Source organism: Streptomyces griseiscabiei, assembly GCF_020010925.1.
Lineage (GTDB): Bacteria > Actinomycetota > Actinomycetes > Streptomycetales > Streptomycetaceae > Streptomyces > Streptomyces griseiscabiei.
In genome coordinates this window covers 1,533,325-1,546,985 of record NZ_JAGJBZ010000002.1, presented here as the reverse complement: position 1 = coordinate 1,546,985, position 13,661 = coordinate 1,533,325, and the positions used below count along the sequence as shown (strand labels likewise).

Annotated in this window: 13 protein-coding genes; 10 read left to right on the top strand and 3 right to left on the bottom strand. The window is 71.1% G+C overall.

Translation table 11 applies throughout. The features are described from left to right. The first annotated feature begins 165 nt into the window (after positions 1-165). The 8 genes from J8M51_RS24240 to J8M51_RS24205 all read left to right on the top strand — a co-directional run bounded on the left by J8M51_RS24240 (position 166) and on the right by J8M51_RS24205 (position 9,477). Positions 166-1,506 carry an ABC transporter substrate-binding protein gene (locus tag J8M51_RS24240; RefSeq protein ID WP_086755751.1) on the top strand — a complete coding sequence of 447 codons (1,341 nt, stop codon included), beginning with the start codon at positions 166-168 and terminating at the stop codon, positions 1,504-1,506. 12 nt (positions 1,507-1,518) lie between these two features. Next, positions 1,519-2,403, top strand: coding sequence for a carbohydrate ABC transporter permease (locus J8M51_RS24235; protein WP_086755752.1), 885 nt, complete (start codon positions 1,519-1,521; stop codon positions 2,401-2,403). Further along, positions 2,403-3,329 (top strand): carbohydrate ABC transporter permease, encoded by a 927-nt coding sequence (locus tag J8M51_RS24230; RefSeq protein WP_086755753.1) that lies wholly within the window; start codon positions 2,403-2,405, stop codon positions 3,327-3,329. The genes J8M51_RS24235 and J8M51_RS24230 overlap by 1 nt, the downstream gene beginning before the upstream one ends. Then, positions 3,326-4,918 (top strand): family 43 glycosylhydrolase, encoded by a 1,593-nt coding sequence (locus J8M51_RS24225; RefSeq protein ID WP_086755754.1) that lies wholly within the window; start codon positions 3,326-3,328, stop codon positions 4,916-4,918. Before J8M51_RS24230 ends, J8M51_RS24225 begins: the two co-directional genes overlap by 4 nt. A 64-nt stretch (positions 4,919-4,982) precedes the next feature. Then, on the top strand, positions 4,983-5,327 hold the full coding sequence (locus J8M51_RS24220; protein WP_086755755.1) for a hypothetical protein: 345 nt from the start codon (positions 4,983-4,985) through the stop codon (positions 5,325-5,327). 173 nt (positions 5,328-5,500) lie between these two features. Then, on the top strand, positions 5,501-6,064 hold the full coding sequence (locus J8M51_RS24215) for a dihydrofolate reductase family protein (RefSeq protein ID WP_086755756.1): 564 nt from the start codon (positions 5,501-5,503) through the stop codon (positions 6,062-6,064). Between the two features lie 192 nt (positions 6,065-6,256). Further along, positions 6,257-7,297 carry a LacI family DNA-binding transcriptional regulator gene (locus J8M51_RS24210; RefSeq protein WP_086755757.1) on the top strand — a complete coding sequence of 347 codons (1,041 nt, stop codon included), beginning with the start codon at positions 6,257-6,259 and terminating at the stop codon, positions 7,295-7,297. A 188-nt stretch (positions 7,298-7,485) separates the two neighbouring features. Beyond that, positions 7,486-9,477, top strand: coding sequence for an alkaline phosphatase family protein (locus J8M51_RS24205; protein ID WP_086755758.1), 1,992 nt, complete (start codon positions 7,486-7,488; stop codon positions 9,475-9,477). Positions 9,478-9,608: 131 nt separating this feature from the next. Here J8M51_RS24205 and J8M51_RS24200 read toward each other — a convergent pair whose 3' ends face one another. After that, positions 9,609-10,292, bottom strand: coding sequence for a hypothetical protein (locus J8M51_RS24200; protein ID WP_398856765.1), 684 nt, complete (start codon positions 10,290-10,292; stop codon positions 9,609-9,611). A 140-nt stretch (positions 10,293-10,432) separates the two neighbouring features. Between J8M51_RS24200 and J8M51_RS24195 the strand changes: the two genes are divergently transcribed. Next, positions 10,433-10,831 (top strand): VOC family protein, encoded by a 399-nt coding sequence (locus J8M51_RS24195; RefSeq protein WP_086760281.1) that lies wholly within the window; start codon positions 10,433-10,435, stop codon positions 10,829-10,831. 22 nt (positions 10,832-10,853) lie between these two features. On the opposite strand, the gene J8M51_RS24190 is transcribed toward J8M51_RS24195, so the two are convergent. Beyond that, complete coding sequence (locus J8M51_RS24190) at positions 10,854-11,543, bottom strand: helix-turn-helix domain-containing protein (protein ID WP_086760283.1); 690 nt, start codon at positions 11,541-11,543, stop codon at positions 10,854-10,856. A gap of 133 nt (positions 11,544-11,676) precedes the next feature. After that, the gene (locus tag J8M51_RS24185; RefSeq protein WP_086760285.1) at positions 11,677-12,618 is read right to left on the bottom strand and encodes an AraC family transcriptional regulator; all 942 of its coding nucleotides are present in this window, start codon (positions 12,616-12,618) and stop codon (positions 11,677-11,679) included. An 81-nt stretch (positions 12,619-12,699) separates the two neighbouring features. Between J8M51_RS24185 and J8M51_RS24180 the strand changes: the two genes are divergently transcribed. Next, a complete protein-coding gene (locus J8M51_RS24180) occupies positions 12,700-13,542 on the top strand; it encodes an NmrA family NAD(P)-binding protein (protein ID WP_267299463.1) in 843 nt (280 codons plus the stop codon). The last annotated feature ends 119 nt before the right edge of the window (positions 13,543-13,661 follow it).

Genomic DNA, 13,661 nt, shown 5'->3' with positions numbered 1-13,661 from the left:
GGCGGATCAGCCGACCTAGGTTTCACAGCAACCGTTTTCTACTGCGTGTCCGCAGGGGTTCCGAGACCCGAGCTGATGATCCGCCTCGCTCGCCGTCACCCCACCGAGCCGCCCCTCGCGCCCCCCATTCCGCGCTCGCCCCACGTCTCGAAGGATGACCGTTCGATGAACTCCATCAGTCCCAGGAGAAGGTTCGCCCGCGTCGCCGTCGCCGGTGTCGCGCTGACCGGTCTGCTCGCCGCCTGCGGCGGCTCGGGCTCGGGCGACGACGGCTCCTCCGGCGCCACCGGTCCGGTCACGCTCCCCTTCTGGGGCTGGGCCAACGGCCAGGAAGCCGTGGTCAAGGCGTTCAACGCCGCCCACAAGGACATCCAGCTCAAGTACACCAAGGTCACCGACCAGCTGACCATGCAGAAGCAGCTCAGCAACGCGGTGAAGGCCGGCAACGCCCCCTGTCTGCTGCAGAACACCGCCGAGTACGTGACGAGCTGGGTGTCGCAGGGCGCGCTCGCCGACATCACCGAGTACGTCGGGTCCAGCGCGGACAAGTTCAACCCGGGCGCGTGGGCCGGTGTCCAGGTGCAGGGCAAGGTCTACGGCGTGCCCACCGCCTCGGCGCCCGCCTTCACGATCTACCGCACCGACGTCTTCGAGAAGTACGGCCTCAAGGCGCCCGCCACCTGGGACGACTTCATCGCGGCCGGCAAGGTCCTGAAGAAGCACGACATCCACATCACCAACTACGCCGGTGAGGACCCGAGCACGCTGGAGGTGCTCGCGATGCAGGCCGGCGCCCACTGGTACGCCATCGACGGCGACTCCTGGAAGGTGGACTTCCAGGACGCGGGCAGCCTGAAGGCCGCCGACGTGATCCAGCAGATCATCGACGGCGACCTCAACTCCAGGCTCTCCTTCGCCGACTACGCGGCCGTGCAGCGCAACTACGACAAGGGCGGCACGGTCACCCGCCAGATCTCCACCTGGCAGATGTCCGGCATGGTGCAGAACTTCACCGACTCCTTCGGCGACTGGGCGCTGTCCCCGTGGCCCGCATACCGGGGCGAGGCGGCCAAGACCCCGGCGGGCACCAACCAGAGCGGGGGCATGAACCTGGTCACCGAGCAGTGCGACCACAAGAAGCAGGCGGCCGAGGCGGCGCTGTGGCTGTCCACCGACACCGGCGCGGTCAGGACGATGGCCAGCCCGGAGACCGGCAGCGGTGTGATGCCGGCGCTCGCCGACAGCGACTCCTATGTCGCCGAGGCCATCTCCGAGAAGCTGCTCGGTGACCACTACGCCCCCGGCGAGAAGGTCGTCACCGACAGCCTGGGCACCATCACCGACGACTGGGTCTACGGCCCCAACTGGACGGCCATGTTCACCGAGCTGCAGAGTCAGTGGGGCAAGGTCGTCAGCAAGGAACAGAAGGTCACCGACCTGCTCGCGCACATGCAGGAGTGGACGGTCAAGGACCTGAAGTCGCGCGGTATCAACGTCAAGGGCTAGAGGCTTCCTTCGATGATTCGCTCCCAGCGCTGGAAGGGCGCCGCGTTCACGGTGCCCTTCCAGCTCGGATTCGTCTTCCTCTATCTGCTGCCCATCGGGTACGCGGTCTACGAGTCGCTGTTCCAGGAGAGGCAGTCCGGGCTCGGCCTCGGCGGCGCGACCCGGGAGTTCTCCGGGCTCGCCAACTACCGACTGGGGCTGACCGACTCGGCGTTCATGGGCTCGATCCTGCGGGTGGTGCTGTTCGCCTGTGTGCAGATCCCGTTCATGCTGCTGGTCAGCCTGGTGCTGGCGCTGCTCCTGGACACGCTCACCTCGAAGGCAGCGAACCGCTTCCGGATCGTGCTGCTGGTGCCGTACATGATCCCGGGTGTGGTCGCGGCGATCGTGTGGATCAATCTGTACAGCCCCGCGGTGGGTCCGCTGACCCCGATGGGCGACTTCCTCGGGTTCGACTGGAACTTCTTCGCACCCTCCATGGTGTGGCCGTCCATCGGCAATCTGCTGACCTGGCACGGCATCGGCTACAACATGGTGATCATCTACTCGGCGCTCCAGGGCGTGCCCCGTGAACTGTTCGAGGCGGCCCGGCTCGACGGCGCCTCCGAGCGCCGGATCGCACTGAGCATCAAGATCCCGTTCGTACGGGGGGCGTTGGTGCTGACCGGGCTGCTCTCGATCATCCAGATGCTGCAGCTCTTCAACGAGCCGGCGCTGTTCCGGAACATCACCCCCGAGACCGTCGACGACAGCTTCACCCCGATCATGATCATCTACAACCAGGCGTTCAACTCGGGCAACTACCCCTACGCCGCCGCCCTGTCGGTGCTCCTGGCCCTGATCCTCGGCGTCGCCTCCCTCGTCTTCTACCGGCTGACCTCGAAGGAGGTCGACTGATGGCCACGACCACCACCGACACCCCCAGGAAGTCCGGGCGCTCGGGCCTTCCTCCCGTACGGCGGATCACCGGCCCCGACCCCGCCTCGCGCGGGCGCGGCGGCCAGCGGTTCATCCTGCTGGGCCTGGTCCTGGCGAGCCTCTACAGCCTGTTCCCGGTGTACTGGCTGATGGTCGCCGCCACCAAGGACCAGGTGGGCCTGTACCAGAGCAACGGCCTGTGGTTCTCCGGCATGCACCTCTGGGAGAACCTCCAGCAGGTGTTCACCTACGACGACGGCATCTTCCTGCGCTGGACCGCCAACTCGTTCCTGTACGCCGGTGTCGGCTCCCTCGGCGGCACGCTCATCGCGCTGGCCACCGGTTACGGTCTGGCCCGCTTCGACTTCCCCGGCCGGGGTGTGGTGTTCGCGGCCGTGGTGGGCTCGTTCCTGATCCCGATCGCGCTGCTCACGCTCCCCCTGTATCTGATGTTCTCGAAGATGGGCCTGGTCGACACCCCCTGGGCGATGCTGATCCCGTGCCTCGTCAACCCCTTCAGCGTGTATCTGGCGAAGGTCTACACCGAGGCGACGATCCCCTTCGAACTCCTGGAGGCGGCCCGGATCGACGGCGCCGGTGAGCTGCGGATCTTCGTCAGCATCGTGCTGCGGATGATGACCACGGGCGGTGCGACGGTCTTCCTGCTGGCCTTCGTCAACACCTGGAACGCGTTCTTCCTCCCCCTCACCCTCCTGCGCGGCAAGGAGAACTGGACCCTCAACCTCGGCCTCTACAACTGGTCCGGCAAACGCGCGGAGTCCGGCATCGACGTGACCAGTCTCGTCCTGACGGGCGCGCTGCTCTCCATCATCCCGCTGGCGATCATGATGACCGCGATGCGCCGCTACTGGCGGTCGGGTGTGACGCTGGGGGCGCTCAAATGACCGTGGCCCGCAACCCGGTCGTCCGCGGCTTCGCCCCCGACCCGTCCCTGATCAGGGTCGGGGACTGGTACTACGTGGCGACCAGTTCGTTCGAGTGGTTCCCGACCGTCCCGATCCACCGCTCCCGGGATCTCGCGCACTGGGAGTACGCCGGTCATGTGCGCGGCGCGGCCCCCGGTGGCTCGCTGGCCGGGGTCCCCGACTCGGGCGGTGTCTGGGCCCCGTCGCTGAGCTGGGACGGCGAACGCTTCTGGGTGGTCTACACGATCGTCCGGTCGGTCGGCACACGCTACTTCGACCTGGACACGTACGTCAGTACGGCCCCGGCGGTGGACGGCGACTGGACCGCTCCCCGGCGGGTGGCGAGCCACGGCTTCGATCCCGCCCTGTTCCATCACGAGGGCCGGCTCTGGCTGCTCAACATGCAGAGCGACCACCGTCCGGGCGGCGACCGGTTCGCCGGGATCGTCCTGACCGAACTGGACCGCTCGACGCTGCGCCCCCTCGGCGACACCCGTCTCCTGCTCCGGCACGACCGGTTGATCGAGGGCCCCAAGCTCATGTTCCACGACGGCTGGTACTTCCTGGTGCTGGCCGAGGGCGGCACCGGTTTCGAGCACGGTGTACGGGTCGCCCGCAGCCGCGCCCTGACCGGGCCGTACGAACTCGACGCCCTGCCCCTGCTGACGACCCGGGACGACCCGAAGGCGCCGTTGCAGAAGGCCGGGCACGCCGAGCTGGTACGGACCCCCGGCGGCGACTGGTACCTGAGCCATCTCACGGCACGCCCCCTGCACACCGGGCACGGCATGCGCTGCCCCCTGGGCCGGGAGACCGCCGTCCAGGCGGTGGTCTGGGACGCGGACGGCTGGCCCCGGCTGCGGCAGGGGGGATGGCATCCGGCGGTGGAGGTGGAGGTACCGGACGCGGAGCCGGCGGCCGGGGTGGGCTCACCCGAGGGCGGCGTCCTGGGCTGGCCGTGGAGCAGTCTCCGGGCGGCGCCGGACATGTCCTGGGCCGATGCGGAGGCGCGGCCCGGCTGGATCCGGCTCCGGGGTCGGCACGGGCCCGAATCGCTGTGGGAGCAGAGTCTGCTGGCCCAGCGGATCACCGAGCACCGGGCGGAGGTGGAGGTCACGGTGGAGGCCCGGCCCCGCACCTTCGGCGAGGCGGCCGGTCTGACCCTGCGCTACAACGGCTCCGCGTACCTCACCCTCGATCTGACCTGGGCCGAACCCGAGGGCGAGCCCCAGCGCGGCCAGCAGTGGCGAGGCGCGGGCCGTACCGTGCTGAGCCTCGTCGAACGCGATACGGACGGGGCCCGGCAGCGGGCCGTCGTCGAGGTCGAACCGGACCGGCCGATCACCCTGGGCGCGACCGTCGACGGCCCGGAGGCCCGCTTCTGGTACCTCCTCGACGGCCGGCGCACCCCCCTCGGACCGCCCCTCGACTTCACCCACCTCTCCGACGACCACGGCCCCGCCCTCCGCTTCACCGGCACCCTGGCCGGGATCCACGCCCAGGACCTGGTCGCGGCGGAGTTCACGGCGGACTTCGGCGGGTTCCGGTTGAGCTGCTCGGAGGGGTGAGGGCGAGGCACGAGGAGGGGCGGCCCCGGGGTTCCGGTCCCGTCCACCGGGGCAGGGAGGACCCATGGACGGGAACGACCCGCACATCCATGTCGAGACCGGGGTGGTCCACGGGGACGCCGCCGCGCGGAACATGCTGGCGTCCGTCTTCGGCCTGGCCGGCGATCTGCCGAGCCTCGTCACCACGGGCTGCGGCCTGCGGGTGCCGTACTCGATGACCTCGCCGCGCGCGGATCGCGTGACCTGTCTGGTCTGCCGTGAACACGCGCGGCGCGAGCTTCTGCGTCTCGCGGCCCAGGTCGAACACCTGAGCCGTATGCCGGGGTCACCGATCAGCGCGGCCCAGGGAGAAGAGGCCGCGGACCGGCACCGCGACCTCGCACGGGAATTCTCCGACCCGCAGGACTGACCCCGCCGACGGCCGCCCGGCCGGGGGCATCACGTCCCGGCGGGGTCGCGAGGCCGTTCGGGCAGCGGGCGATCCGGTCCGCGCGCACCGGTTCGAGAAATCCCGCGCGCCGCGATGACTTCGGGGGTGTGCAGCAGTCGTAATGTCGAACCCCTCGCCAAGGAGGACTGCTGATGCGCAGCGTGACCTATTCGATGAGCGCCTCGCTCGACGGCTACATCGTCGGGCCGGACGGCAGCTTCGATTGGACGGCTCCCGACCCCGAGGTCTTTCGCTTCTGGATCGACGAGATCCGGAACGTCGACGTCCATCTGATGGGACGGCGGCTGTACGAGACGATGCTGTACTGGGAGACCGCCGACCAGGACCCCTCGCTCGGCGACGCGGAGCGCGAATGGACCGCCCTCTGGAACCCCCTCCCCAAGGTGGTGTTCTCCACCACGCTGTCGGCCGTCGAGGGCAGTGCCCGTCTGGCCTCCGGCAGCGTGGCCGAGGAGATCGAGCGGTTGCGGGCCGAGCCCGGGGAGGGCGAGATCGCGATCGGCGGCGCGACGCTCGCCGCCGAGGCGGCGGAGGCCGGGCTGATCGACGAGTACCGGACCGTCGTCTACCCGGTGCTGGTCGGCGGCGGCATCCCGTACTTCCCCCGCCACGAGCGCCGGGTCGATCTCGAACTCGTCGAGACCCGGACCTTCGCCTCGAAATTCGTCTACCTCCGCCACCGCGTGACGCGCTGACCAGAATTCCGCCTGTTCGAAGTTTCGAAAGTTTTGGCTGGGGCCGTCCTGTGAATCCCCGCTTCTTCCCGCCGTGTTGAGTTGGCCTTAACGTAGGAAGCGCTTGCTACGCGGCTCGGGATTCCGCCGTGCGCACAGTGCTGTTCGAAAATTTCACGGGCCTCGGGACGGGCCCCGAGAGGTGGAGTCGCGATGGTGCGTGGCGGGAGCGCGACGGCCGGGCCGACGCTGGCGGTGGTGGCGCGCGAGGCCGGGGTCTCCGTACCGACGGCCTCGAAGGTGGTCAACGGCCGCGAGGACGTGGCCCCGGAGACCAGACGCCGGGTCACCGAGGCGTTGGACCGGCTCGGCTATGTCCGCAGACCCCGGTTCGAGGCGTCCAAACCGCCGCGCATGGTCGATCTGGTGGTGCACTCGCTGGAGAGCTCCTGGTCGGGCGCGGTCCTGCACGGCGTCGAACAGGCCGCCCACGACGCCGGTCTGGAGGTCGTCGTCTCGGCCGGGCTGACCCGCACCCGGGGCGCCCGCCCCGAACGCGGCTGGTTCGACAAGCTGACCGCCCGGGGCTCGGCGGGCGTGCTGTTCAACCTGGCCGAGCTGTCCCCCGCCCAGTACTCCTGGCTCACCCAGCACCGCATCCCGTTCGTGCTGATCGACCCGGTCCTGGAGCCGCCGCCGGGCGTGGTGTCGGTGGGCGCGGCCAACTGGCAGGGCGGGATGACCGCCGCCGAGCATCTGCTGTCCCTGGGGCACGAGCGGATCGCCGTGATCGCCGGGTACCGGCGCAAGATGTGCAGCAGCGCCCGGGTCGCGGGCTACCGCTCGGCGCTGACGGCCGCGGGGATGCCGTACCGGCCGGAGTACGTCCGCTACGGCAACTTCATGGAGACCACCGCCCGCCACCGGATGCTCCAGCTGCTCGACCTCCCCGAGCCGCCGACCGCCGTGTTCGTCTGCTCGGACAAGATGGCCCTCGGGGTGTACGAGGCGCTGGCCGAGCGGGGGGTACGGGTGCCGGACGACATCAGCGTGGTCGGTTTCGACGACCTGCCCGAGGCCCGCTGGGCGACCCCCGCGCTGACCACGGTCCGCCAGCCCCTGTCGGAGATGGCCCAGACCGCGCTGCGGCTGCTGGTGCGGATGATGGAGGGCGACCAACCGGAGGGCACCCGCACCGAGTTGTCGACGCGCCTGGTGGAACGCTTCAGCACGGGGGCGCCGCGCTCGGTCTGAGCCGGGGGCGCGGGGCGCGTTTCGGTTCGGTCAAGTGGTTGCGGCGACCCTGAGTTCGGGTGAACGGTGGGCGACGTGGGACCGTACGCATACGGATCCCCTCGGGTGTTCCGGCGGTCGTGCCGCCCCGGCCCACTCCGTACCACCAGCACCGAGCTCCACATGCTCCACAGGGAAGGACCTTCGGGTTGTCGCACATACGCTCTCCGCAGCTTCCGGGACCGACACCGGCACCGGACGACGACAAGGCCCCGGCGGAGACCGGCCCTCCGGAGCGGACGTCGGAAGAGAGTTCACCGGAAGAGGTTTCGCCGGACGCGGGCACGGACGAGAAAGCCGAGGCCGAGGCAAAGGCAAAGGCAGAGGCAGAGACTGATTCCGAGCCCGAGCCCGAGTCCGTGTCTCAGGCTGCGTCCGAGTCCGAGTCTCAGGCTGCGTCCGAGCCCCCGGCCGAAGAGTCGGCCGAGGAGTCGGCCGAGGAGTCGGCAGTGCCCCTCGCGGAGGAGCCGGTCGCTCCCGGTGGCTGGCGTGCCCGGCGTCCGCAGGCCGCGCGCGCCGTCGCCTGGGGTGTGAGCGGGCTGGCCGTCGCGCTCGTGCTGTTCGCGCTGCTCGTGCCGAACGACGTCACGGACATCGCGTTCGGCAGGTTCCTGCGCATCCCGGCGGAGGCAGTCCTGGTCGGCGGGCTGCTGCTCGTGCTCCCGGCACGGGCGCGGCGCGTGGCGGTGGTCGTGGTCGGGGTGCTGCTCGGGCTGCTGACGACAGTCAAGATGCTGGACATGGGGTCGTACTGGACCCTGGACCGCCCGTTCGACCTGGTGCTCGACTGGATTCTGCTGGACAACGCGCGGACGTTCGTACAGGACTCGCTCGGTGACACGGCGGCGCTGGCGGTGACGGCCGGGGTGATCGGGCTGACGCTGGTGCTGCCGGTGCTGATGACCCTGGCCGTGGCGCGGATCAGCCGGCTGATGACGAGCCACCGGCAGACGGCGAGCCGGACGCTGCTGGTCCTGGGCACCGCGTGGATCACCTGCTCGACGCTGACGCTGGAGGTGGCCGACGTACCGGTGGCCTCGCACAGCGCGGCGACGCTCGTGGAGAACCGGATCGAGGCGGTGAGCGGCGGTCTGAAGGACGCCGAGGCGTTCCGGAAGCAGTCCGCGGTGGACGCCTTCGCGGACGTGCCGCCGGATCGGTTGCTGACGGGGCTGCGCGGCAAGGACGTACTGATCACGTTCATCGAGAGCTACGGCCGCTCGGCGATCGACGACCCGAGGATGGGCGAGCCGCTCTCCGAGACGCTCGCGCAGAAGACGCGGGAGCTGAAGGACGCCGGGTACGCGTCGCGGAGCGGGTGGCTGCGCTCCCCCATCACCGGCGCCGGCAGCTGGCTGGGGCACTCCACGTTCCTGTCCGGCCTGTGGATCAAGAACCAGTCGCGCTACTCCCACCTCGTCGCGAGCGACCGCCTCACCCTCACCGAGGCGTTCCGCCGCACCGGGGCCTGGCGCACGGTCGGGATCGTGCCGGGCACCCAGAAGGCCTGGCCGGAGGGCAAGTACTTCGGCCTGGACCACATCTACGACTCCGACCAGCTCGGCTACCAGGGCCCGAAGTTCAGCTGGTCGACGATGCCCGACCAGTACACGCTGAAGGCCTTCGAGGAGCTGGAGCACGGCAAGAAGGACCGGGACCCGATGATGGCGGAGATCATCCTGACCTCCAGCCACAACCCGTGGGCGCCCATCCCGAGCACGATCCCCGAGGACCGGATCGGCGACGGGTCGGTCTACCACTCGCTGCAGAAGGCCGAGGGCAAGGACCCGACGGAGGTCTGGAAGGATCCGCTGGCCGTCCGGGACGAGTACCGCAAGTCCATCCAGTACTCGGTGTCCAGCCTCGTCGACTTCGTCGCGAAGTACGGCTCCAAGGACACCGTCCTGGTCTTCCTCGGCGACCACCAGCCCAACAAGACGGTCACCGGTGACAACCCCAGCCATGACGTGCCGATCTCGATCGTGGCCCAGGACCCCGAGGTGCTGGAGAAGATCGCCGACTGGGGCTGGACGGACGGGCTCCAGCCCGCCGACGCGACGCCGACCTGGCGGATGGACAAGTTCCGCGACCGCTTCATGACCGCCTTCGGGCCGGAGCAGCCGGGCGGTGCCACGCCCTAGACCTAGGACCAGGGCTATTCCTGGTCCTGGCGCTGGCCCTGTCCCTGGTCCCAGCCCTGGTCCCAGCCCTGGGACCGGGCCGTACCCGGCCCGCCCGTCCGCCCCGTGCCTGTGCGCGGGGCGGAGGGCGCTCAGCCCGAGGCGCCCACCTCGTTGTCCGGTGCGCCGTCGCCCGCCGGGGGCAGGTCGCCGCGTTCGTTCGGCAGGCCGTCGTACGCCGGCGGGTGCTTGTCGTGGTGGCGGCGCGGCGGGAGGAGGACGGCGAGTTCGGCGTCGGTGGGGCGGCGGGCGGCGAGCGCGGCGGCCCGCAGGGCGGGTCGGTCCACCGCGCCGACGGCGGCGCTGATCCGGACGAGGTGGCCGTCCGCCGGCACGGCGTACTCGTGGCGGCCCGCCGAGGTGCGGTACCAGGCCTTCCCGTCGCGCTCGCAGACGACGGACCCGCCGGCGCCCTGACCGATCGGCCGCTCCGCACACTCCCCGGAGCTCATCGTGGAGCGGTCGACGAGGAGCAGCAGCTGGGCGCCGCTCTTCCGGGACCAGTAGGCGGCGGCGAAACCGTCGTCGCCGTACACGCCGACGGACTGCCGGGCCAGCGTGAATCCGGGGGCCTCGGTGACATGGACGAGCCCCGGCGCGAGGCCCAGCGCCTCGGCCCGGGCGTTCAGCTCCGCCCGGTCGGGAGCCGGTTTCAGCGGCTCCCGGCTCACGGTCACGGCCTTCTCGGTTCCGCAGGCGGTGAGCACCAACGGCACCACCGCCAGGGGCAACAGAACACACGCGGCACGGAGTTCCAGGCGGCGAGGCATGAACATGCCCACCATCCTGCCGCACAGATGTTCCACAGGTGAGCCAAAGAGTCCGTTCGCCGGAGAGCGCTTACTCACAGGGCCCCTCGTGGTGCGTGTCCGATTCCTTCAAGACCACGTGACACCGGCCCGCCTACGGTGACCGTATGACTCCACGACTCGATGCGATCGGCATGGTGGCCTCGGACATGGCCGCCTCCGTCACCTTCTACCGCCGGCTCGGTTTCGCCTTCCCGGAGGGCGCCGAGAACCAGCCGCACGCCGAGGCCCACCTCCCCGGCGGACTGCGGTTGCTGCTCGACACGGAGGAGACCGTCCGCTCCTTCCACCCCGCGTACCGCAGGGGTACGGGCGGCGGCGCCGGACTGGCCCTGCTGTGCGACAGTCCGGCCGAAGTGGACGCGGTGTACGAGGAGTTGGTGAGCGCCGGGTACGACGGTGAACTCAAGCCGTGGGACGCGGTGTGGGGCCAGCGGTACGCCGTGATCCTCGATCCCGACGGCAACGGCGTCGACCTCTTCGCGCCGCTGCCCGCCGCCGAGTAGCCCGGCGCCCGCCGGACACCGGCTACCGCCCGCCGAGCAGTTCGCCGAGCGGCAGGCCCGCCAACTCCCGCACGTCACGCGCCAGATGAGCCTGGTCTGCGTACCCGGTCCGGGCCGCCGTCTCGGCGAAGGGCACCCCCCGCCGGGCGAGCGCGAGCGCTCGCTGCAGGCGCAGCACCCGGGCCAGCGTCTTGGGTCCGTACCCGAAGGCGGCGAGTGCTCTGCGGTGCAACTGGCGTGTGCCGAGGCCGAGTTCGTCGGCGGTCGCGGCGACGGGCCGCCCCGCGCCGAGGGCGTCGACGACATGTCGCAGCACCGGATCGGGCCGCCCCACCTCGGCCGCCCGCTCCAGGACCACTTCCTCGAGCCCGCTCGCCGGATCACCGGCCGCGTTCACCCGCGCGGTGAGCCGCCGTACGACGGCCGGGGACCACAGCTCGGTCAACTCCACCCGCCGGTCGCGCAGTTCGTGCGCCGGCACGCCCAGGAAGGCGGGCGCCTGACCGGGGAGGAACCGCAGCCCCGCCCACCTGCCGGCCGCCCCTTCGGTGAGGTACGCCCGCGTGTCCGGCCCCGCGACCAGCAGCCGCCCGTCGTGCCACAGCAGATCCATGCACCCGTCGGGCAGCACCCGCCCGGAACCGGCAGGACCACCGGGGCCATGGGTCCACACCACGGCCCCGCCCAGCCGAGAAGCCCTTTCCGCGTACACACCATGAAGGCTACGCCTGTGGCCACCGGGCACCACCGCGTCCCTCAGGGGCGCGGGGAACTGCGCGACCAGCCACGACGCGCGTACGACCCACAACCCACCGCACCCACCACGGCGCCCCCTCGGCCCCGCCCTAACCCAACCGCCGATGCTCCTGCGGACTCACCCCGTACACCCTCTTGAACGCGTTCGACAAGGCGAACGCACTCCCGTACCCCACCCGCCGGGCGATCGCCTCCAGCGTGTCCTCGCTGTCCCGCAGCCGGTCCGCGGCCAGCGCGAGCCGCCATCCCGTGAGGTACGTCATCGGCGGCTCCCCCACCAGGTCGGTGAACCGCCGGGCCAGCGCGGCCCGCGACACCCCCGCCTTCGCGGCCAGCGAGGCCACCGTCCAGGGGTGCGCGGGGTCGTCCTGCACCAGCCGCAGCACCCGTCCGACCACCGGGTCCGCCATCGCGGCGTACCACGCGGGCGGGTTCGCCTCGGGCCGTGCGAACCACGCCCGCAGCGCGGCGATGACCAGCAGATCGAGGAGCCGGTCGAGGACGGTCTCCTGACCGGGTTCGTCGCGCACGATCTCCTCCAGGAGGATCAGCGTGAGCGGACACGGCCACTCCTCGGAGGTGAGGGTGAGCAGCGGCGGCAGCGCGTCCAGGAGCCGTCCGCCGACCTCGCCCTGCCAGAGGTACGTGCCGATCAGCACCACCGCCGAGCCGTCGAGCCGGTCGCCCCAGGAGCGGACGCCGAGGTCCATGGAGCCGTTGAGGGGGCGGCCGTCGGGGTAACTGCACTCGGCGCCCGGCAGGATCACCGCCTGGGGCGGGGTCGAGGGGTCGTCTGCGCAGGTGTACGGGGCGGGACCGCGGGCGATGGCGAGGTCGCCGGGCCGCAGCCGTACGCGCTGCCCGCCGCTGTCCTCCTCCGGGATGATCCAGGCGTCGCCGCGGACCATGAGCATGATCGTGAGCGGGGCACGGTCCTCCACGCGTACGCACCAGGGAGGGTCGAAGCACGCACGGATCATGAAGGCGCCACGGGCTCGCGGGCCCTCCAGCAGGCCGGTGAGTGCGTCCATGTCGGTCAGCGTAGACGCGCGCTTATGGGAATGAGCCGTTCAGGGATGGGGTGCATGGGCGGGGGGCCGTTCACTGGAGGCATGACGGAGAACACGGCACGTACTCAGGACATGACGGTGTGGGTGACGGGCGCCTCGGGGCGTACGGGCAGCCGCGTGGCGGAGGCGGCGCGGGCCGCCGGGCTCACGGTGCGGGCGGCGTCCCGCGCGAACGGGTTCGACTGGTCGGACCCGGCCACGTGGGGGCCGGCCCTGCGGGGAGTGGACGCGGCGTATCTGGTGTACCCCTCGGACATCGGGGCGCCGGGGGCGGCCCCGGCGCTCGGCGGGGTGGCGCGGGAGGCGGTCGCGCAGGGTGTACGGCGGCTGGTGCTGCTGTCGGCGCGCGGGCAGGATCTCGCGGTTCCCGCGGAGGAGGCCGTGAAGGCGGCGGGGGCCGAGTGGACGGTCGTGCGGGCGGCGTGGTTCATGCAGAACTTCAGCGAGGGGCCGCTGGTGGAGGGGCTGCGGCAGGGGGAACTGGTGTTTCCCGGGGGTGAGGTCCAGGAGCCGTTCGTGGATGTGCGGGACATCGCGGACGTGGTGGTCGCGGCGCTGACGTCCGGTGACGCGTACGCGGGGCGGACGGTGGAGGTGACGGGGGCGCGGTTGTTGAGCTTCCGGGAGGCGGTGGCGGAGATCTCGGCGGTCACGGGGAGGGGGTTCGCCTATGTGCCGGTGTCGGCGCGGGACTACGGGGATCAGCTGCTGGGGTTCGGGGTGCCCGCGGAGGAGGTCGATTCTCTCGTGGCCGCGTTCGAGGGGCTGATGGACGGGCGCAACGCGTGTGTCTCCGACGGGGTGCGGGCGGTGTTGGGGCGGGAGGCGCGGGACTTCGGTGAGTACGCCCGGGAGGTGGCGGCGGCGGGGGTGTGGAAGGGGTGAGTATGGCGGGGGCCGGGGGCCGGGGGCCGGGGGCCGGGGGGCGCCGTAGGGGTGCGGGTGCGTTGCGGGGTGCGGGTCGTGGGTGGTTGCTCGCGCAGTTCCCCGCGCCCCTTGAAAGC

Bases quoted from the DNA above. Each gene is read 5' to 3' on its own strand.
- J8M51_RS24215 (WP_086755756.1), top strand. From the start codon at position 5,501: ATGCGCAGCGTGACCTATTCGATGAGCGCCTCGCTCGACGGCTACATC.
- J8M51_RS24235 (WP_086755752.1), top strand. From the start codon at position 1,519: ATGATTCGCTCCCAGCGCTGGAAGGGCGCCGCGTTCACGGTGCCCTTC.
- J8M51_RS24240 (WP_086755751.1), top strand. From the start codon at position 166: ATGAACTCCATCAGTCCCAGGAGAAGGTTCGCCCGCGTCGCCGTCGCC.
- J8M51_RS24185 (WP_086760285.1), bottom strand. From the start codon at position 12,618: ATGGACGCACTCACCGGCCTGCTGGAGGGCCCGCGAGCCCGTGGCGCC.
- J8M51_RS24200 (WP_398856765.1), bottom strand. From the start codon at position 10,292: ATGTTCATGCCTCGCCGCCTGGAACTCCGTGCCGCGTGTGTTCTGTTG.
- J8M51_RS24195 (WP_086760281.1), top strand. From the start codon at position 10,433: ATGACTCCACGACTCGATGCGATCGGCATGGTGGCCTCGGACATGGCC.
- J8M51_RS24220 (WP_086755755.1), top strand. From the start codon at position 4,983: ATGGACGGGAACGACCCGCACATCCATGTCGAGACCGGGGTGGTCCAC.
- J8M51_RS24180 (WP_267299463.1), top strand. From the start codon at position 12,700: ATGACGGAGAACACGGCACGTACTCAGGACATGACGGTGTGGGTGACG.
- J8M51_RS24230 (WP_086755753.1), top strand. From the start codon at position 2,403: ATGGCCACGACCACCACCGACACCCCCAGGAAGTCCGGGCGCTCGGGC.
- J8M51_RS24225 (WP_086755754.1), top strand. From the start codon at position 3,326: ATGACCGTGGCCCGCAACCCGGTCGTCCGCGGCTTCGCCCCCGACCCG.
- J8M51_RS24210 (WP_086755757.1), top strand. From the start codon at position 6,257: ATGGTGCGTGGCGGGAGCGCGACGGCCGGGCCGACGCTGGCGGTGGTG.